We start from the raw sequence: 18,663 nt of genomic DNA, 5'->3' as shown, positions 1-18,663 counted from the left end.
AATTGCAAGTTTTAAAAACACACCAAAGCCCCGCCTGCCAAAAGGGAAGGAGCGGAGAACCCCCGGTTCTCCGCTCCTTGACTGTATCCTTCCCCAAAGAAGGCCCCGGCCTTCTCCTGGGTTGGCGAAAGCCGCAAGGCCTTCTCTTCATCCTATGTCCAGATTTGCACTTTGACACGCCGTATTGACGTCAAATACGGCAAGCTGGGCCCATTTCCGCAAAACAGGGCCGCTTCCCCATTCAATGAAAAAGGGAACCTCATACTATACTTCAACACGCTTCGTAGGAGGGGCTACTTATACATGGACTACTCTGGATTCCTCAGGTATTTGAACGATCATGTCGACGCCTCCGGAAAAAGCGGTCGTATCATCATCCGCTTTGCGCACCCGGCTGATTTCGCCGAATGCGTACGGCAATTGTTCAAGTACAAGCGCCAGCATCCCGCGCTGCGGCACGTCCGATCATCATCGCTACTGCAGGCGCTCATCTGCCCCCTTGGTTTGAGGGGGGAAGCCGCCCGCTCCCGCTTTGGCCTTAGGATCGAAGAAGACAGCCTCGTCAGCGTCCATAGCCCAGCCGCGGCTAATAAAGGGCAAACTACCGCAATTCCTTGGGGGGTACGGCGAATTGGTGCCCCGGAAACCTGGTCCATGTCCACTGGCTATCGGGTACGCGTTGGCGTCATCGATACAGGGGCCGATTTCAGTCACCCGGATTTACGCCATTCCCTGGCCCGAGGGATCAATCTGCTGAATCGAATCAGTCTACCGTACGACGATAACGGGCACGGCACCCATATCGCCGGAACCATCGCCGCTTCCGGCGGATCGCAGGGGATGATGGGGGTTGCCCCCCGGTCCTTAATTTTTCCGGTGAAGGCGTTTGACCATAACGGCTCCGCCTTTGTTTCCGATATCATTATGGGCATCGACTGGTGCGTACGCAACCGGATGCACATCGTTAATATGAGCTTCGGCATGAAGAGCAACAGCGCCTCGCTGCAAAACATCATTCGAAAAGCTCATAACGCAGGGATCGTTGTCGTCGCCTCCTCGGGGAACGACAAAAAGGGCCGCGGCGCCGATTACCCGGCGCGCTACCCTCAAACGATTTCCGTAGGTGCGACCAGCAAGGACGGCAAAATCGCCTCCTTCAGCAACCACGGTCCCAACATCGATATTTACGCCCCCGGCGAGAAAATCAGCTCTTCCTGGCTGGGCGGCGGCTACCGCGAAATGAGCGGCACCTCCATGGCGACTTCGCACGTCAGCGGTGCGGTTGCCCTGCTGCTTGCCATGAAGCCGGACATGAAGCCGGCTGAAATCAAACGGCGCCTGCGACGCACCGCCAAGCCATTAACCAGCACAGCGGCCAGAACCAAAGGCGGCGGCGCCGGCGAGCTCAGCGCGGCGCGCCTGTTGCGTTCCAAACCGGGGCGCAGCAGCAGCTAGGTGTGTAGAACGCCGTATCGGTGTTGTCGTCTTCGACGCTGCTTGCATGATTATCCCTTTGGTTAAGGGAGCCAGGTAAAGCGTCCAGGCAATGCTTCTAGATCCCGAAAGTTACATCTTGTCCGGAGCAGACACGCCGATCAGGCGGAGCACATTCGCGAGCGCGGTGCGCACCCCGCCGAGGAGTACGAGACGCGTTGCCGTTTGATCCGCGTCTTCCGTAATGACGCGCTCCGCCCGGTAATAGCTGTGGAACAGCGCCGCCAGTTCATACACGTAACGAACCAGACGGTGCGGCGCGTAGTTCTCTGCGGCCACGCCGATCTCTTCTGGCAGCTCGCCAAGCTTCCGCAGCAGATCGTATTCGTGCTCGGCGGTCAGCTTGCCGAGGTCCACGCTCTCCGCGGCCGGCACCTGGATCCCCTGCTCTTCCGCCTGGCGGAAGATGCTGCAGATCCGTGCATGCGCATATTGCACGTAATACACGGGGTTTTCGTTCGAAGTCGAAATGGCCAGGTCCATATCAAAGTCCAGATGCGAATCCATGCTGCGCATCGTAAAGAAATAGCGGATCGGGTCGACGCCGACCTCGTCCATCAAGTCCACCATCGTAACCGCTTTGCCGGTCCGCTTGGACATTTTCACCTTCTCGCCGTCCTGGAACAGGCTGACCATCTGTGCGATCAAAACGGTCAGCTTCTCCGGATCCTTGCCAATCGCCTGCATCGCCGCCTTCACCCGAGGAATATACCCATGGTGATCGGCGCCCCAGATGTTAATGATCCGGTCAAAGCCGCGGTCATACTTGTTGCGATGATAAGCAATGTCCGGCGTCAAATACGTATACGATCCGTCATTTTTCACCAATACGCGGTCTTTGTCGTCTCCGTATTCCGTAGTCTTCAACCAAGTCGCTCCGTCCAGCTCATAGGTCTGCCCTTTATCGCGCAGCTCGGTCAGCGAAGCCTCCACTTGACCGTCTTGGTACAGGGAGGTTTCACTGAACCAGACGTCGAAGCCAACCCGGAAGCGCTCCAAGTCGCGTTGGATCTTGGCAAGCTCTTTATCCAGTCCGAATTTGCGCAGGAACACCGTCCGCTCTTCCTCCGGCATGCTAAGCAGCTTATCGCCTTGCTCGGCGACGAGCTCCTTGGCGAACCCTTTGATGTCCTCGCCATGGTATCCGTCTTCCGGCATCTCCACATCCTGTCCAAGCTCCTGACGGTAGCGGGCTTCGATCGATTTGATCATATTGACGATCTGGTTTCCGGCGTCATTGATATAATATTCGCGCGTTACGTCGTAACCGGCAAAATCCAGCACATTGCAGAGCGCATCGCCCACAGCCGCACCCCGGGCATGCCCTAGGTGAAGGCTGCCCGTCGGATTGGCGCTGACGAACTCGACCTGCACCTTTTCCCCATTTCCCAGTCCGGTACGGCCATAGTTCTCACCTTCGCGGTACACTTGCAGCAAAATTGGATAGAGATAGCCCTTGCTTAACGTAAAATTGATGAAGCCCGGGCCGGCGATCTCCGCCTTCTCAATCCCAGCCTGCCCGTGATCCAACTTGCCGAGGATTTCCTCGGCGATTTGGCGCGGGTTCTTCTTCGCGATCCGCGACAGCTGCATGGCCGCATTCGTGGCGAAATCGCCGTGGGCCTTGTCCTTTGGCACTTCCAGCACGATAGCCGGAATTTCCTCCCGCTGCGCCAGACCTGCGGATACAATCGCATCCAAAATCGCTTCCTTCAGCGCCTGGTTCATTTGTTCCAACGGATTGTGTGGCATTTAAACGTCCTCCTGTATATGTAAACTGAGTTCAAAACGTCCCGATAATTCTTCGAACACGTATAAATCGTATTCCCATACCACGTGACCAACCTTGCCATCCCATCTCGACTCCAGCTTCACGGTATCGGTGGAGAGGTTAAACTGGGTGAAGGGGGAGCGGTAAAATCCCGGCAGGCGGCATCCGCTGCGGAAGGTTTGCTCGGCCTCCACGCCGCCGTGGCGCATGATTTTCAGTTCGTCGCCGGATAATTTGATCATCGTGCGCGTCTTGGCGCCATCCGGCCCTGGATCAGGCTCTTCATACCGAATATACACGGACTCGCCCCGGGAAGCGGCATTTCCCCGCAGGTGCTGTGCGGTTTCTTCCGTTCCCTGTCGGCTCGTCAGCACGAGGCTCACCGGCTTTGTTTCCGGCATAGGGCAAATCTCCTTCCGACTTCGATCCTTACTGTACTACTATAGCCAGTTCGTCCCGGCAATTCAATACATACGCGGCACAGCGCGCCTCGCTATCAAAAAGAAGCCGCTGCTTCAGCGGCTTCCTTCTCCTGATCCGGCTTCGCCTATCCATGAGCCTATAAGGGCTGGCTTAACGCGAGGTATTTGACTTTGCCATCTGCAAAATACACATGAAACCGAAAATAATCGCCAACTTTGTAGCTCCAACGGCTGACCAGCTTCAGTGCCTCCGGCCCCAGCTTCGCTGTCACGCCGTCCGTGCCGATCCCCGTCTTCACACCGTCCGCGGCCTGATGCTCCGACCTTGTAAAGACAATCATCCGATTTAAAGCGAGTACTCCGTCCTTAAACAAACGCGCCTGTTTCACCTGACCGGTGCCATCGTCGTAAAAGGGTTTCGTCCAGACCATATCCTCAGGTTTGGCCTTATCCAGTTGCTGCTCCCAGCCATTGAAATCGAGTCCGTCCACCAGGGCATCCTCCGCCGCAAGCGGGTCCGGATCTACGGTACCCGCTTGCTCCTGTTCAACCCTCGCACGCTCCAGCAGGGTATCCAGCGAGGCCAACTCCTCCCGCTCGTGGAACAGCCCCTGCATCAACAGCAGAACTTGGTCGTCGGCGTAGTAGTACTTCCCTTGGTACTCAAAGGCATTGCCGGTTAAATCATAGGTCAGCTCATAGTTAGTATCCGCCAGCTTGAATTGCAGAACGATCGGCTTCCGGGAGGCTGCCGGAATCGGATTCGCAAGCGCGCTCTTCATATCTGTATAACGAAGAGATTGCAGGAGGACAAACTGCCGTTCCGTCGGAACGTTGGCGTGCAGCCCGTTCCCGCCCGCCGTAATCGCCAGAACCTCCTCTTCCTTAAAGGGAAGATGATCCAGCAAATACGGAGATTTGGCAGCCGCCTCGATATTCGTTTCCTCGGCAGCTTCCCCCTGTTCCGCCGCCGGCGCTTGAACCGGTGCGTTCGTCGAAACTTCGGATGGAGCGTCAGGGCGGCCGTAAAAAATCCAACCCGCCACCATAACCACAATAATCATCGTAAGGCCCGCTAGCATACTCCGGGCCGGGTTATTCGTTTTGATAACAATCCCGCCCTATCCCATGAGAAAGTAGTGACATAAATCATACTACCATACTTTAATCCGGTCATTTATAGTTCGTACGGCATATTTTATTTCACCAACACAAGCAGGAAGTCCCGAATTAGTCCCCTCCTTTACTTCACGAGATCTTCCACGAATTTAGGCAGCACGAAGGCCGCCTTATGGATTCGCGGCGTATAGTATTTCGTGTCCAACTCGGGAATCTTCGTCTCATCCACTTGGAGCGGATCATGGACCTTGCTCCCCATCGTGAACGTCCACAGCCCGCTGGGATAAGTCGGAATATTGGCGCCGTAAACGCGGACGATCGGGAAGATTTCCTTGACGTCCTTATTTACTTTTTGGATCAGATCCGCTTTAAACCAAGGGTTGTCGGTTTGCGCCACGAAGATGCCGTCGTCCTTCAGCGCTTCGTAAATTCCTTGATAGAACCCGCGCTCGAATAATGGCGCCGCCGGGCCCACCGGCTCGGTTGAATCGACCATGATAACGTCGTATTGATCTTTGCTTTCAATAATATGCATGTAGCCGTCAGCCACCTGCACGTCCACCCGCGGATTGTCCAGCTCTCCGGCGATTTCCGGCAGATACTTCTTGGAATACTCGATGACCTTGCCGTCGATTTCCACCAATACCGCTTGCTCCACTTCTGGATGCTTGATCACTTCGCGAATGACGCCACCATCCCCGCCGCCAACCACGAGCACGCGCTTCGGACTTGGATGGGTGAATAGCGCCGGATGCGCCACCATTTCGTGGTACACAAACTCATCCCTGATCGTCGTCATAACCATGCCGTCCAGGACGAGCATGCGGCCGAATTCCTCTGTGTCCAGCATCGCCAAATCCTGGAATTCAGTTTGTTCGGTGACCAGGGTTTCGCGTATTTTTGCGGTAATCCCAAATACGGGCGTTTGTTTCTCCGTAAACCATAATTCCATTCTCTCAACCTTCTTTCATAAAGATCGTTGTATTTTCCGCCAAAACTTCATTCCCTATATTGTACCAAACGAAAAAATAATAACACATCTCCCGGGAAATCGGTGCCTCTGCCGCTCCTGGCGTGAATGATCTCTCCCAAACTTTCCCATACTAAAACAAAGATAACCGCAGCACGGATTTGTTTTAGGATTGGAAAGGAGAGTCCCTCGTGCAGAAACTCGTTCGCAGTGACCGACATCAACATAAGCGTAAACCTCGCCGTCCGTGGCTTCTGCTGTTTAAGCTTACCCTCGGCGCCGGATTACTTGGCCTATGCGCCGCCGGCATCCTGTTGCTTTACTTGTGGCAGGCTGAGCTACCGCTCGCCGATTCAGACCGGAACTCGCAGCTGATCAACAGCAAAGGAGAGACGATCGCCGTGTTCTCCGATGGCGGGAAGAACCGGGAAAGCGTTGAGTTGTCGAACATCTCACCCTGGCTCGTTAAGGCGACGCTGGCGACGGAGGACCGGCAGTTTTACAATCATTTCGGTTTCGATATGAAGGGGATGGCCCGGGCCGCTCTCGTGAACCTCAAGGAAATGGGTACCGTTCAGGGAGCTAGTACCTTAACCCAGCAGCTGGCACGAAATTTATACCTCTCGCATGAACGGACCTGGTCGCGGAAGATCAAGGAAGCGATGTACACCGCTCAGCTGGAAATGAAATATTCCAAAGACGACATTCTACGTATGTACTTGAACGAAATCTACTACGGGCACGGCGCGTATGGGATTGAAGCCGCGTCTCAGATGTATTTCGGCAAGCCGGCCAAGGATCTAAGTCTTGCGGAAAGCGCGCTCCTGGCCGGAGTTCCGAAAGGCCCCACCTATTATTCGCCGTTCAATCATATGAAGAACGCCAAGGACCGTCAGCGGACCGTGTTGTCCGCAATGGTCACCACCGGCGAGATCACGCAGCAGGAAGCCGACCAGGCGTACGAAGCCCTGCTGAAATTCCAATCGCCGAAGCAGCAAAGCCCAACCGATAAGGCCCCGTATTTCCGCGATTATATTCGGAATGTGGTGGTCGGAGAACTCGGCTTCGACGAGACGTTGCTCGAACACGGCGGGCTCAACATCTATACGACGCTGGATCCCGATGCACAGCAGGCGGCGGAGACGGCGGTCGCCTCGGAGCTTGGGAGCGCCCCAGAGTTGGAAGCGGCCCTGATCTCTATCGATCCGCGCAACGGCTACGTCAAAGCGATGGTCGGCGGCGCGAATTATAGGGAGAGTCAATACAACCATGTCTTTGCCGGGGCTCGCCAGCCCGGATCCAGCTTTAAGCCGATCATGTATCTAACGGCGCTCTCTTCGAGAAAAATGACCAGCGCCAGCAAGTTCAGCAGCCAGCCGACCTTGTTCCACTATGACGACAACCGTAAAACTTATAGCCCCAAGAACTTTGGCGACAAGTATTTGGGCGATATCGATATGCGCCAGGCGATCGCGGCCTCGGATAATATCTATGCCGTCAATACGATTTTAACGGTTGGGGCGGAGCAGGTCATCGAGATGGGACGAAAAATGGGCATAACCAGCTCGCTACAACCCGTGCCTTCGCTGGCACTTGGCACATCGCCGGTCAGTCCGTTCGAGATGGCTACGGCGTTCGCCGTCATCAGCAATCAAGGCCGCAGCGTCAAGCCGGTGGCGGTGCTGAAAATCACCGATGCCAGCGGACGCGTGTTATATGAAGCCAAGCCAGCCAAAAACGAGCAGGTCGTCGAGCCCTCCGCTGCCTACGTGCTGACGCATCTGATGGAAAGCGTGTTTGAAACCGGGGGCACGGGCAACCGCGTCTCGAACGAAATTAAACGACCTGTCGCCGGTAAGACCGGAACGACCAGCACGGACGCCTGGCTCGTCGGCTTTACGCCGGAGCTGTCGACGGCGGTTTGGGTCGGCTACGACAAAGGCAAAACGCTGGGCACAACCGAATCGCGGAAAGCTGCGCCGATCTTCGCCAAGTACACGGAGAAGGCGCTGGAAAAGGTACCACCGAAGATTTTTCCGATCCCCGATGGGGTGGTCAGTGTGTATATTGATCCGGAAACGGGGCTGCTGGCCACGAAGGATTGCCCGGATAAGAAGCTGGAAGTGTTCGTTCAAGGGACCGAGCCAACGGAATTCTGCACCGCACATGGGGAGGGTGAATCCGAACCGCTTCCGCCTCCAGCCGAGGAGGAGAAGAAGGAAAGCCATTCCTGGTGGAACGACTTGAAGCGTTGGTGGATGGACTAAAAGGGCTGGGGTTGGACAACTTATGCAATAGTTCTTACGATAAAGGAAGCGAACCGGAGTAGAAATATGGTGAAGGAGACTTCCTTATCTATGGACCCTATCTTGGAACAGATCAAACCGGGGGCGCCGCTGCCCCCGGCTTTTTATCGAATGACGGCCCTGGAGGCCGCCCCCCTTCTACTTGGGCAGACGCTCGTTCGCCGCACGGAAGAAGGCGATATCCGCTGCCGTATCGTGGAAACCGAAAGCTACGGCGGCGTGGAGGATAAGGGGAGTCACGCTCATGGCGGACGCCGGACGGCGCGGACGGAGATCATGTTTGGCTCTGGCGGGACAGCCTATATTTATCTGATTTACGGCATGTATAACTGCCTGAATGTCGTGACCGGCACGGAGGGGGATCCGCAGGCCGTGCTGATTCGGGCCGTAGAGCCCTTATCCCCGGCGGACGAAGCGGAAATGCGGCGCTATCGCGGCACCGCTGCCCGTAAGCCGATTGACCTGTCCGGCGGACCCGGCAAGCTGTGCCGGGCGCTGGACATCACCAAGACATTGAACGGCTTGCCGCTCGATCAGCCCGGAGGACCGCTTTGGTTGGAAGGCGGACCGGAGTCGGGTGGATCGGGTGCGGAGGAGGTCATCGTGCAGGCTCCGCGAATCGGTATTGCCTATGCGGAAGAGTATGCGGCGAAGCCGTGGCGATTTTATTTTCGCGGCAACCCTTATGTGTCGGCCATCGACAAGCAAGCCGAAGTTTGGCAGCTTCAAGAAACGGAAGCAACCACCGACCGTAGCCTTTAACAGGTTTGAGGTTCGCAAATCGTTGTATTTCGTGCAACCTTTCCACCCCACTACCTAAAAAAGAGCCCCCTCCGGCATCAAATCGGAGGGGCTCTTCTATTAGGAGCTTCATCTATTCCGTTACGCTTCCAATGCCGCCTTTAACTCTTCCGGCGAGCGGTCCCACCATTCGGCGTTGGTCTCGATCAGCAGCCGCTTCAGCCCAGCCTTCTGCTCGTCGCCTAACCCGTCCAAGACCACTCTGCGCTTCAGCGCGTAATCCATTTTATTCACATGGTCGGCGAGAATTTTCCAGCCGCGGCGCGCTTCCGTGTCGATCCACATCTCACAGGCCGTCATCCCACCGTAAAATTGCCCTTCCGGGCCGCGGTCCACCGCCACCCAAATGATCCAGACCTGCCGACCATTCGGAACGTCCTCGCGGTTCGTTGAGAACTTAATGCCTTTCTCCACCTTACTTTTGGCGTGCATCGCCCCAACATCGATGTACACCTCATCCCCATCGATAATAACCGGAGACATGCTGTTCAAATCGATCGAGCCCGCTCCAAACCCTTTATGTTTGCTCTTCTCCTCATTGCTGATAATATTGAGGGCAAAAATCTTTTTACCCGATTTTGGTGTCTGATCCATAATTCCCTCCATTTTCCCGCGAACCTGCCGCCTCATCATCCAAGGCCCGGTTGAGTCCAAGATTCGATGTCGATCAGGCCTCTAGAAACCACATCGTGAAACAAAGCGACTTTAGGATAATCCCTACCCTTAATTCAAAGTTCAAAAAGTTGGCTTTTCAGCACCGAGAAGGTTGGATGAAACTAGGGACCGAGTAGCGCAGCGTAGGCAAAACCTACGTGAGCAACGGAGGGCCCGGTTGAGTCCAAGATTCGATGTCGATTAGGCCTCTAGAAACCGCATCGTGATCAAAAGACGACTTTTTGAACTACCTCTCAATTTTAGCTAATAATCTTCCAATTGCAAACATATACATGCTGTAGATGCTTGTCAACGGGAGGTATCCATTGTATGACCCGACGTACTATTGTCTACAGCATTTCCATCCTTGCCTTGTGCCTCACCCTCGGAGCCGCCTGGCTGACCCTGCGAGGAGGCGGGGATTCGCTGACTTCCTTCGTCCTGGCTAAGGCGGGGCCCAAAGCGGTCCAAAAAACCGGACAAACCCCTGCGTCGCCACAGGTCGAAAGCATTCAACAACCGACCGCCGAAGTGCTCAGCAATCGGGTCGCCGAATATCACATCGACGTCACGCTAAACGAGAAGGACGGTACGTTGACCGGCTCGGAGACGTTGACCTGGACCCATCCCGGCAAAAAAACGATTAACGAAGTGTATTTGCATCTGTACCCTAATGCGTTTTCTTCCGAAGATACGACCTTTATGAAGGAATCGGGCGGGAAGCTCCGGGGCGACATTATGCCCAAGGACGGTTGGGGATCCATGGAGATCACCGAGCTGCGGACGACCGACGGCATCTCCCTGCTTCATCGGATTCAATACGTCCAGCCCGACGATGGCAACTCGAAGGACAAAACCTTGGCCAAGGTGCGCTTACCTGTGTCGGTCCAAGGCGGCGAAAGCCTGACGCTGCGGATGAAGTTTACCGTAAAGCTGCCCAAAATATTCGCCCGAATGGGTGTGGCTGACGATTTTGTCATGGCGGGACAATGGTTTCCAAAGATCAGCGTGTACGAGCCGGTGGGTACCCGGGGGCGGACGTCGGAAGGTTGGAACCTCCACCAGTATCACGGAAATTCGGAATTTTACTCCGATTTCGGGATTTTTAGCGTAAGAATCAACGTCCCTGAAACGTACAACGTGGCGGCAACCGGCTTTCAGACCAAAAAAGCGGTGTTAAAGGACGGGCGGAAGACCGTACAGTTCTACGCCGACGACGTTCACGATTTCGCCTGGTCGGCTTCACCGAATTTCATCTATGCGGAAGAGCCGTTCTCATCCGCGGAGGTTCCGGGCGTGCGGATTAAGCTATATCTTGATCCCACCCACAAGGACCTGAAAGAACGTTACTTCTATGCCGCCAAGGTGGCGCTGGCCAACTACAGCAAATGGTATGGCCGCTACCCTTACTCCACGCTGACGGTCGTCGTACCGCCGGCCAACGGCAACGGTGCAGGCGGCATGGAATATCCGACCCTGGTGACGGCGTTCGGAGCTGCCAGTGATTCTCCCAGCTACGACGAGCTGGAGCGGACGGTCATCCATGAAATCGCCCACCAGTTTTTCTACGGGATGATCGCCAACAATGAGTTCGAGGAAGCCTGGCTAGACGAGGCCTTTGCATCCTATGCAGAGGATAAGCTGATGGAACAGGAATTCGGGATCGCCCCGAATCTTCCGATCCAATCCGCCTTGATTACCTCCCCGGCTTCGCTGACTCAAAACGCCTGGAAGTACGGCTCCGGTGACGGTTACGCCAAAAACGCGTATTATCGCGGCAAACTGATCCTGCTTGATATCGAGCGGCAAGTCGGCAGTAAGACCATGAAGCGGATTCTGAGCACCTATAGTCATAAATACCGGTTCAAGCACCCGACAACGGCTGACTTCCAGCGGGTCGTTGAGCAAGTGACCAGCCGGAGCTGGAAGTCTTATTTTCAACAATACGTCTATGACGGAAAAATGGCTGATTTTGCGGTAGACCGAATTCAAGTCACTCCGGTCGTCCAGGAGGAGAACCGCCTGTACGAATCGAGTGTAATCTTCTCACGCAAAGGGGCGACGCATCCGAAGGTCCCACTGCTGTTCACTTTCACAGACGGACACACCACTCGCAAGCAATGGAACGGAGAAGACGCCCGCATTGAGATCAAGCTGCAATATAAAGCGCCGTTGGCCTGGGTCCAAATCGATCCGGATTACACTTTAACGGTGGAGAATATGCACATCAACAACTACTTAAAAGCGGAAGTTCCGAATTCCACGCTATCCCGCTCCAACATGAGCGTCACCAAGCTGCTTGAGGCGATTCTCGGAACGTTTCTGTGGTAAGGCTGGCTCGATGAGTAAAGTTTTGTTAATTCACCTCTAAAGGAGGGAAAGAAATGAGTTTCGTTCGTTTGGGGTGGACCGCCCTAAAAAGCCAATTTCCCTCAGTCATCATCTTGTTCCTGTATCAACTGTTATGGGGATTGTTCCTCTACCGATTGGTCGATACGGCGGTGACGGCACTGTTGCAAAGATACCCTGACCCGCCGCCCACCGCGCTGTCGCGAATTCTGTTCCTGTTGGAGGGGCAGATCAATTTATGGAGCAATCCGGATGTCCGGCTGTATTGCTGGCTGTTGGCGGGGATGGCGGTGCTGCGCATGATTTTAACCCCTTTGATTCAGGCCGGAATATTCTACGGTTTTATCCCGTCCGAAAGTCGGAGCCCGGGCTTCCCACTCTTCCGGGGAATGAAAGAATTCGGCAGGCCGGTAATCCTGTTTTATGCGCTGGAGCTTATGTTAACGTTGCTACCGGCCTTCTGGATTGTGCCGAAGCTAATATCCCTTTGGCCAGGACTGGCGGGGGTTGAAACACCCACCACAACCTGGCTGGTCGGGCTCGGCTTAATTCTAGGCTGGTTTATCTATGGCTGGCTCATCCGACAATGCCTGCTGTTTGCCCAATTCGGCTATTTGTTCAAAGCTGGCGTCTGGAACTCCCTGCTGATGTGCTTTCGGAGCCTCCTGCAAGCCGTCTCGATCTCTGCCATTCTCGGGTCTTTCGGACTAATTCTCTTCTTCCTGTTCGGGACAGCTTCTTGGTTTTGGACCGGTATGCTTGCCCTCATTCTGCAGCAGACGTATCCTCTTTTTCGCAGCGCATTCAAAGTCTGGAAGTTGGCCTCTCAATTTCACCTTTGGCAGTCAAAAACACAAAAAAGTTAAAATTTTTTTACTCCCCCAACCCCCAGAAAAATCAAGGCCTTCGCCAATTGGCGGAGGCCTTGAGTCCTATTTCCCCTCTTAATCTTGTGAATTAACCATTGCCAAAAGATACCTGGTTTTGTTACAATAACAGCAACGCAATTTCAGTAACAGTTTTGTAATTATTTTTGTCATCTTTGGCAGGAGAATGACGCCAGATGTCGAATATGTAAATTCAGGTGTGAAATCAAAGCCGAATTCCCTTCGCCAGGGAAACGGGGGAACCACTTTGGGTGAATTGATCTCGCTTTAGAGGGATCATAGGGAACCTTCAACCGAATCCTTAAGCTAACCTCGTAGGCATTGGAAGGAGCATAACTTCTTGAAAAAGCGTTTGACTGTAGCAGCAGTAAGTTTTGCATTGCTTTTCACCATTGGAACTGGTAGCGTTTTCGCCGATTCCAAACTGGACACCGTAATCGACGGCGCGCTTGGAAGCGACTACGTTTCCGGCGGAACCACCACAGCCGGTTTCGACTGTTCCGGATTTACCATGTACGTCTTCTCTAAAATCGGCATCAAGCTGCCTCACCAATCCGGATCCCAATACAAAATGGGAACCGCCGTTGAGAAAAGCGAATTGATCGCCGGCGATCTGGTCTTCTTCAATACTTCCGGTAAAGGCATTTCTCATGTCGGCATCTACGTCGGCGACGGCAAATTTGCTCATGCTTCCTCCTCCAAGGGCGTAGTCATCAGCAAATTAAGCGATAAGTATTACGTCGAGCGTTACGTTGGAGCCAAACGGATCATGAGCAACGACAAGTATGAAGATGTGACCGGTGAAGTTGCTGAGCACGATGATGTTCAATAAGTAAAACCACGAAGCCCGTGGGGATGTTGATAACAACGTCTCTGCGGGTTTTTTCTTTCTCCTCGCTCCGCTCCTTAGGAACCATTACCCACGAAATCCTTCGTCAAAACAGGCCAAAAGAAGCCTTTTTCCCTACAAACTTGTCAACTCTGGACGCCTTTGGTAAAATGAAAAACGTAAATAGTAACAACTTTGTAATGATTCTTGTAACTGTTCTTGTGCAGCATCTTGGGTGCAACCTACAATGAAATGCCGAATTCCCAGGCACCCGGGAAACGGGGGACCCACCAAAGGGTGAATTGATCTGCTTCGTGATGGAAAGAAGCCTTTTTGAACTGCCTTTCCAATCAAGGTTAAATAGTCAGGTTTGGAGCACCGAGAAGGTTGGATGAAGCTAGGGGCTGAGCAGCGCAGCGTAGCTGAAAGCTACGTGAGCAGCGGAAGGCCCGGCTGAATTCAAGATTCGATGCCGAATCCTCATCTTGAGCTGCTTCGTGATCTGAAGATAACTATTTAACCTACCTCTATAGTGAGATCATAGGGAACCTTCAACCGAATCCATAAGCTAACCTCGTAGGCCTTGGAAGGAGTATGACATCTTGAGAAAGACTTTGACAGCAGCGGTAACGAGTTTGGCCCTTCTGTTCACCTTGGGGGCAGGGAGCGCCTTTGCCGACGCGGAAGCCACGGAAACAACGCCGCTAGCCAGTATCGTAGATTCCGTATACGGGACGCCTTATAAATTTGGGGGCACCACGACAACGGGATTCGATTGCTCCGGTTTTACCCGGTATGTGTTCAGCCAAATGGGCATCAAGCTCGCACGCGTGTCGGCCGCCCAATATAAGCAAGGGACGCCGGTATCGAAGAAAGAACTCCAAGCAGGTGACCTCGTTTTCTTCAAAACCACGGGGACCGGCAAGGTATCGCATGTCGGTGTTTACGTTGGCGAAGGGGAATTCGCCCACGCGTCCTCATCCAAAGGCATCCGCATCGACAAGTTAAGCAACAGCTACTACCAGAACCGCTACGTTGGCGCGAAGCGTGTTCTCAGTAAATACGGTTATTCTGTTTACGCTACGGAATCCTGATCACCCGGGATTCGTCAAGTTCATTGTCTCTCGCCGCAAGCCGCGTTTCCGACTCGGAACAGCTTGCGGTCTTTTTATGTTCGTGGCCTTATCTATATAACGAGACGTCCGGCAAAAAGGTTACCGGAAAGTTGGAAATCCGCTGAAAATCCATGAATTCCCTCCTATCGGCAAAAGCCTTTACAAGCTGCGTAAATCCGGCTATTGTGAGGGTAATAGAGAAACTACGACGGATTTACCTCTACCAAAGGAGGGGCAATATGGATCAAGCGAAGTCTACGTTTCGAATCGTGCCAATGGAAGAACCGCATGGCGCGGAAATTTGCACTTGGCGTTACGATTCTCCTTACGATATTTACAGCTGGCTGCCCTGGGATCAAATGAAAGCGCTCGATGTAGAGTTTGGGAATCCGGCAATCCGTGCCGAGCAGTATGTCTCCGTGTTGAATGAAGCCGGCGAGCTGGCGGGCTTTGCCCAATACTTCCCGATGGAGGGGGTGACCCGGCTCGGCATCGGCATGAAGCCTGATCTTTGCGGTCATGGACTAGGCAAACTCTTCGTAAGAACCATCGTAGAGGAAGCCCGGCACCGCAAACCGGACAATCAAATCGACCTTGAGGTGCTCACCTGGAACACCCGAGCGATTCGAGCCTATCAAAAGGCCGGATTCGTCATTACCGACCTTTACGAGAAGATGACGCCTGGCGGGGTGTCCAAACCGTTTTACTGCATGGTACACAAGGGGCTGCCTGAATAAGGGCAAGCCCCTTTATACACCTCACTTTGAGCAACGCAATGAGATAAGGCACATATTTCCGGCGAATGTAATTATTTTTGTTCCTAATTTTGACACAAAGACTATGATCGGACCGCGTGTTCCGTTATAATGGATAGGTAGCATACATAGGAGGGGCGATTGGAATGCAAAAGTGGATCATGAGCGGTTTGTTCGTCATCGCAGGCGCTTTAGCCCTGGTATTGATGTTTACCTTGCCAAGCCGGGAACAGGCCGAGCAAGAAGCCAAACCGCAATTGCCTGAAATCACAATGAATGCGGAACAAGCTGAAGCCACCGTCAAAGCGAATTGCATTTCCTGTCATGGCGATACGCTGCAAGGCGGAGCAGGCCCGAATCTGCAGAAGATCGGCTCGCAATTGTCCGCGGACCAACTCTACTCGATTATCACCAAAGGAAAGGGCGGCATGATGCCTTCGTTCAAGGATCGCTTGAAAGAAGAGGAAATCGCCAACGTCGCCATGTGGCTTGCGGAGAAAAAATAAAGGCATTCAAAAAGCACGCCCGCCGGGAAACTTATGTTCCCGGCGGGCGTTTTTTCCCCATACCTATCCGTTCTTATGCCTAGTCAATCAATCTCACGAGCGCATCTTCTCGAAGGCCTCGTTGTATTGCTGCGCCTCTTTGATGTCAACGGCCGTAATGCCACCGTCCTCCCACGAGGTCAGACGGAGCGTTACCGTTTTATAGTCAATCGTGATAAAGGGATGGTGGTTAAACGCCTCCGAGATCGCCGCGACCTCATCGACAAACGCGATTCCCTTCATAAAGTTGGTGAACGTGTATTTGCGGAAAATCCATCGTCCTTCTTCAAGCTCCCAGCCATCCAATTTTTCCAAATGCGCTTCTACTTCTTGCGGTGTAAACGGCATTATTCTTCCTCCCCGTTCTCTTCAAGAACTCCTGTATATGTAAGCATCCCCGTCACGCACCAGGATCTGAAGTTGATTTGTCCTAGCCCCGTCTCCATTTATTGTATTCTCCAACCCATACCTTCATGCGTACCGGCCACTGATGGACCTAGCAGCGATGGAACTAAAGGTTCAAATCAAGGAAACTGAAGTCAGTTCTGCATCTCCGATAAGAAAATTAATGCGGTGGCCCTCAGGATCATAGATCACGATCGCACTCCCTACCTCAATCATGGGCTCCGTACCGAGCCCAAAGAACAAATCTTCGGCCAGTGCTTCGAGCACCTCGTTCCGATCTGCGTCGGATAATACTTCCCACTCCGAAGGCTCCATTTCGAAGAAAAGATAACTATCTTGAATCCGGCCAACCGCGTTCGTCAAATCAGCCAAAATAAATTCATAATCTCTGCCGTGTTTTACGCCCACTGCGATATCCTCCCTTTCGGCCTCTCCATTCCGGCCGTATTCTTATTATACCGGAAAAAACCACTTAAAAAAAAAGGGAAATCTGTCGATAAAATAGTTAATCGTTTCAGACTGTGCAGGAACGCCTCTTTCCGCAAGGATGCGGGGAGGCCAGGAAAGGGTTCAATTTCTCTCAAGGACGAGGTGTACAATGGAAATTTCAACAATTATTGGTTTGATTCTCGGATTTGTCGCCCTTATTTTAGGGATGTTTCTGAAAGGCGCGCCGATCGAAAGTCTGGTTTCTAACCCAGCAGCCTTTGTCATTATATTTGTCGGGACGGCGGCCACGCTCTTCATGGCCTTCCCAATGTCGGAAATGAAGAAATTCCCGACATTGCTCAAATTGACGGTCGCCAAGCCGAAAATGATTAGCAAAGCGGAATTGATCACCCTGTTCATGGAATGGGCGACGATTACCCGCCGTGAGGGCCTGCTGGCTCTGGAAGCGAAGGTCGAAGAGATCAATGATGACTTTTTGCGTGGCGGCATGCGGATGATCATCGACGGTAACGACCAAGAGTTCGTGCAAGACGTGCTGACAGAGGATATCGCTGCTACGGAAGAGCGTCATAAAGCCGGTGCATTGATGTTTTCTCAAGCAGGGATGTACGCGCCAACGCTAGGGGTACTCGGCGCCGTGGTGGGCCTGATTGCCGCCCTGTCCGATATGAGTGACATCGAGAAGCTGTCGCATGCGATTTCGGGCGCTTTTATTGCCACCGTATTTGGTATCTTCACCGGTTACGTATTATGGCATCCGATTTCCAATAAATTAAAACGTCTGTCCAAGAAGGAAATGGAAGTTCGATTGATGATGGTGGAAGGCCTGCTGTCGATTCAATCCGGCGTATCCACGATCGCGATTCAACAGAAGCTTGCCGTGTTCTTAACCCCTGCCGAACGAGCGGAAATTCTAGAAAAGGGGGCGGGTGAGGGTGAGCAAAAAGAATAAGCATCAGGATCACGAAGAACATAACGACGAAAGCTGGCTGCTTCCTTACTCCGACTTGATGACGCTCCTGCTCGCCTTGTTCATTGTCTTGTTCGGAATGAGTACCGTCGATGCCCAGAAATTCCAGGAGATGAGCGAAGCGTTTCAAAGCGTGCTGACCGGCGGATCAGGAGTTCTGGATCAAAACGCCATGTCCAGCAACACCAAGACATCCAACAGCGACAGTGAATTACCGAAGCCCTCCTCGGACGGCTTGATGACCAAGAAGAACGAACTGAAGCGGCAGGAACAGCAAAACCTAGAGGCTTTGAAAAAACAGCTTGATACCTATATCAAAGAAAACGGTTTGACCGACGACCTGGAGACCAAGCTGAATCAATCCCAACTGATGATCACGATCAGCGACAAAGCGCTTTTCGCTTCCGGGGAAGCCGTGGTCAAGCCGGAAGCCCGTCAGTTGGCCAAAGCGATCTCAACCATGCTGCAGAAATTCCCCGACTATGAGATCATCGTATCCGGACATACGGACAACGTTCCGATCTCAACCTATGAATTTCCGTCCAACTGGGATCTGAGCTCGGTTCGGGCTTTGAATTTCATGAAGATTTTGCTGATTAACACGAATTTGGATCCGAAAAAATTTAGTGCGATCGGTTACGGCGAATACCACCCCGTTGCCGGCAACGATACCGCGGTCGGGCGGGCACAGAACCGCCGGGTCGAGGTCTCGATCATCCGTAAATATGCGGACAGCAGCGAGCAGCTGGGCGTAACGGCTGCTCACGAGTAAGACGCAAAAGGACAGGCTCCTCCTCCGAGGCAAGCCTGTCCTTCTTTGT

The 18,663-nt window shown here is 53.3% G+C and carries 18 protein-coding genes and 2 riboswitches; of the genes, 11 read left to right on the top strand and 7 right to left on the bottom strand.

Annotated elements, in window-relative coordinates:
• The first annotated feature begins 303 nt into the window (after window positions 1-303).
• A complete protein-coding gene (locus MKZ15_RS00635; protein WP_155608682.1) occupies window positions 304-1,455 on the top strand; it encodes a S8 family peptidase in 1,152 nt (383 codons plus the stop codon).
• A gap of 111 nt (window positions 1,456-1,566) precedes the next feature.
• Here MKZ15_RS00635 and argS read toward each other — a convergent pair whose 3' ends face one another.
• From argS to speE, 4 genes are all read right to left on the bottom strand, one after another.
• Window positions 1,567-3,246: an arginine--tRNA ligase gene (gene argS / locus MKZ15_RS00630; RefSeq protein ID WP_339819026.1), complete on the bottom strand. Its 1,680-nt coding sequence runs from the start codon at window positions 3,244-3,246 to the stop codon at window positions 1,567-1,569.
• On the bottom strand, window positions 3,247-3,666 hold the full coding sequence (locus tag MKZ15_RS00625) for a DUF1934 domain-containing protein (RefSeq protein ID WP_193418741.1): 420 nt from the start codon (window positions 3,664-3,666) through the stop codon (window positions 3,247-3,249).
• Window positions 3,667-3,824: 158 nt separating this feature from the next.
• On the bottom strand, window positions 3,825-4,751 hold the full coding sequence (locus MKZ15_RS00620) for a hypothetical protein (protein ID WP_339819022.1): 927 nt from the start codon (window positions 4,749-4,751) through the stop codon (window positions 3,825-3,827).
• A gap of 179 nt (window positions 4,752-4,930) precedes the next feature.
• Window positions 4,931-5,758, bottom strand: coding sequence for a polyamine aminopropyltransferase (gene speE / locus MKZ15_RS00615; protein WP_339819019.1), 828 nt, complete (start codon window positions 5,756-5,758; stop codon window positions 4,931-4,933).
• Window positions 5,759-5,967: 209 nt separating this feature from the next.
• On the opposite strand from speE, the gene MKZ15_RS00610 reads away from it, so the two are divergent.
• Window positions 5,968-8,043, top strand: coding sequence for a PBP1A family penicillin-binding protein (locus MKZ15_RS00610; RefSeq protein ID WP_339819017.1), 2,076 nt, complete (start codon window positions 5,968-5,970; stop codon window positions 8,041-8,043).
• Between the two features lie 90 nt (window positions 8,044-8,133).
• Window positions 8,134-8,844, top strand: a complete 711-nt coding sequence (locus tag MKZ15_RS00605) for a DNA-3-methyladenine glycosylase (protein WP_213624160.1) — start codon at window positions 8,134-8,136, stop codon at window positions 8,842-8,844.
• A 120-nt stretch (window positions 8,845-8,964) separates the two neighbouring features.
• Here MKZ15_RS00605 and MKZ15_RS00600 read toward each other — a convergent pair whose 3' ends face one another.
• Complete coding sequence (locus tag MKZ15_RS00600; RefSeq protein WP_155608676.1) at window positions 8,965-9,477, bottom strand: YwhD family protein; 513 nt, start codon at window positions 9,475-9,477, stop codon at window positions 8,965-8,967.
• A 390-nt stretch (window positions 9,478-9,867) separates the two neighbouring features.
• On the opposite strand from MKZ15_RS00600, the gene MKZ15_RS00595 reads away from it, so the two are divergent.
• The 6 genes from MKZ15_RS00595 to MKZ15_RS00570 all read left to right on the top strand — a co-directional run bounded on the left by MKZ15_RS00595 (window position 9,868) and on the right by MKZ15_RS00570 (window position 15,978).
• Complete coding sequence (locus tag MKZ15_RS00595; RefSeq protein WP_193418734.1) at window positions 9,868-11,868, top strand: M1 family metallopeptidase; 2,001 nt, start codon at window positions 9,868-9,870, stop codon at window positions 11,866-11,868.
• A gap of 53 nt (window positions 11,869-11,921) precedes the next feature.
• Complete coding sequence (locus MKZ15_RS00590) at window positions 11,922-12,752, top strand: hypothetical protein (RefSeq protein ID WP_339819009.1); 831 nt, start codon at window positions 11,922-11,924, stop codon at window positions 12,750-12,752.
• A gap of 220 nt (window positions 12,753-12,972) precedes the next feature.
• Window positions 12,973-13,109, top strand: a riboswitch (cyclic di-AMP (ydaO/yuaA leader).
• Between the two features lie 4 nt (window positions 13,110-13,113).
• Window positions 13,114-13,605 (top strand): C40 family peptidase, encoded by a 492-nt coding sequence (locus MKZ15_RS00585; RefSeq protein ID WP_155608673.1) that lies wholly within the window; start codon window positions 13,114-13,116, stop codon window positions 13,603-13,605.
• 240 nt (window positions 13,606-13,845) lie between these two features.
• A riboswitch (cyclic di-AMP (ydaO/yuaA leader) is annotated at window positions 13,846-14,200 on the top strand.
• Window positions 14,201-14,204: 4 nt separating this feature from the next.
• A complete protein-coding gene (locus MKZ15_RS00580; protein ID WP_193418733.1) occupies window positions 14,205-14,696 on the top strand; it encodes a C40 family peptidase in 492 nt (163 codons plus the stop codon).
• 260 nt (window positions 14,697-14,956) lie between these two features.
• Window positions 14,957-15,454, top strand: coding sequence for a GNAT family N-acetyltransferase (locus MKZ15_RS00575; protein WP_193418731.1), 498 nt, complete (start codon window positions 14,957-14,959; stop codon window positions 15,452-15,454).
• A gap of 164 nt (window positions 15,455-15,618) precedes the next feature.
• A complete protein-coding gene (locus tag MKZ15_RS00570) occupies window positions 15,619-15,978 on the top strand; it encodes a cytochrome c (protein WP_155608670.1) in 360 nt (119 codons plus the stop codon).
• 93 nt (window positions 15,979-16,071) lie between these two features.
• On the opposite strand, the gene MKZ15_RS00565 is transcribed toward MKZ15_RS00570, so the two are convergent.
• Both MKZ15_RS00565 and MKZ15_RS00560 read right to left on the bottom strand, forming a co-directional pair.
• The gene (locus MKZ15_RS00565; protein ID WP_155608669.1) at window positions 16,072-16,365 is read right to left on the bottom strand and encodes a 4a-hydroxytetrahydrobiopterin dehydratase; all 294 of its coding nucleotides are present in this window, start codon (window positions 16,363-16,365) and stop codon (window positions 16,072-16,074) included.
• Between the two features lie 171 nt (window positions 16,366-16,536).
• The gene (locus MKZ15_RS00560; protein ID WP_193418729.1) at window positions 16,537-16,830 is read right to left on the bottom strand and encodes a hypothetical protein; all 294 of its coding nucleotides are present in this window, start codon (window positions 16,828-16,830) and stop codon (window positions 16,537-16,539) included.
• 190 nt (window positions 16,831-17,020) lie between these two features.
• Between MKZ15_RS00560 and motA the strand changes: the two genes are divergently transcribed.
• On the top strand, window positions 17,021-17,824 hold the full coding sequence (gene motA / locus MKZ15_RS00555) for a flagellar motor stator protein MotA (protein WP_155608668.1): 804 nt from the start codon (window positions 17,021-17,023) through the stop codon (window positions 17,822-17,824).
• Window positions 17,808-18,614, top strand: a complete 807-nt coding sequence (gene motB, locus MKZ15_RS00550) for a flagellar motor protein MotB (RefSeq protein ID WP_193418727.1) — start codon at window positions 17,808-17,810, stop codon at window positions 18,612-18,614. Before motA ends, motB begins: the two co-directional genes overlap by 17 nt.
• Window positions 18,615-18,663: the final 49 nt, after the last annotated feature.

Source organism: Paenibacillus sp. FSL R7-0216 (genome assembly GCF_037969915.1).
Lineage (GTDB): Bacteria > Bacillota > Bacilli > Paenibacillales > Paenibacillaceae > Fontibacillus > Fontibacillus rhizolycopersici.
This window is presented reverse-complemented; position numbering and strand designations above follow the sequence as displayed.

Bases quoted from the DNA above. Each gene is read 5' to 3' on its own strand.
- MKZ15_RS00595 (WP_193418734.1), top strand. From the start codon at position 9,868: ATGACCCGACGTACTATTGTCTACAGCATTTCCATCCTTGCCTTGTGC.
- MKZ15_RS00625 (WP_193418741.1), bottom strand. From the start codon at position 3,666: ATGCCGGAAACAAAGCCGGTGAGCCTCGTGCTGACGAGCCGACAGGGA.
- MKZ15_RS00620 (WP_339819022.1), bottom strand. From the start codon at position 4,751: ATGATTATTGTGGTTATGGTGGCGGGTTGGATTTTTTACGGCCGCCCT.
- MKZ15_RS00590 (WP_339819009.1), top strand. From the start codon at position 11,922: ATGAGTTTCGTTCGTTTGGGGTGGACCGCCCTAAAAAGCCAATTTCCC.
- MKZ15_RS00575 (WP_193418731.1), top strand. From the start codon at position 14,957: ATGGATCAAGCGAAGTCTACGTTTCGAATCGTGCCAATGGAAGAACCG.
- MKZ15_RS00635 (WP_155608682.1), top strand. From the start codon at position 304: ATGGACTACTCTGGATTCCTCAGGTATTTGAACGATCATGTCGACGCC.
- MKZ15_RS00600 (WP_155608676.1), bottom strand. From the start codon at position 9,477: ATGGATCAGACACCAAAATCGGGTAAAAAGATTTTTGCCCTCAATATT.
- MKZ15_RS00570 (WP_155608670.1), top strand. From the start codon at position 15,619: ATGCAAAAGTGGATCATGAGCGGTTTGTTCGTCATCGCAGGCGCTTTA.
- argS (WP_339819026.1), bottom strand. From the start codon at position 3,246: ATGCCACACAATCCGTTGGAACAAATGAACCAGGCGCTGAAGGAAGCG.
- MKZ15_RS00565 (WP_155608669.1), bottom strand. From the start codon at position 16,365: ATGCCGTTTACACCGCAAGAAGTAGAAGCGCATTTGGAAAAATTGGAT.
- MKZ15_RS00605 (WP_213624160.1), top strand. From the start codon at position 8,134: ATGGACCCTATCTTGGAACAGATCAAACCGGGGGCGCCGCTGCCCCCG.
- speE (WP_339819019.1), bottom strand. From the start codon at position 5,758: ATGGAATTATGGTTTACGGAGAAACAAACGCCCGTATTTGGGATTACC.
- motA (WP_155608668.1), top strand. From the start codon at position 17,021: ATGGAAATTTCAACAATTATTGGTTTGATTCTCGGATTTGTCGCCCTT.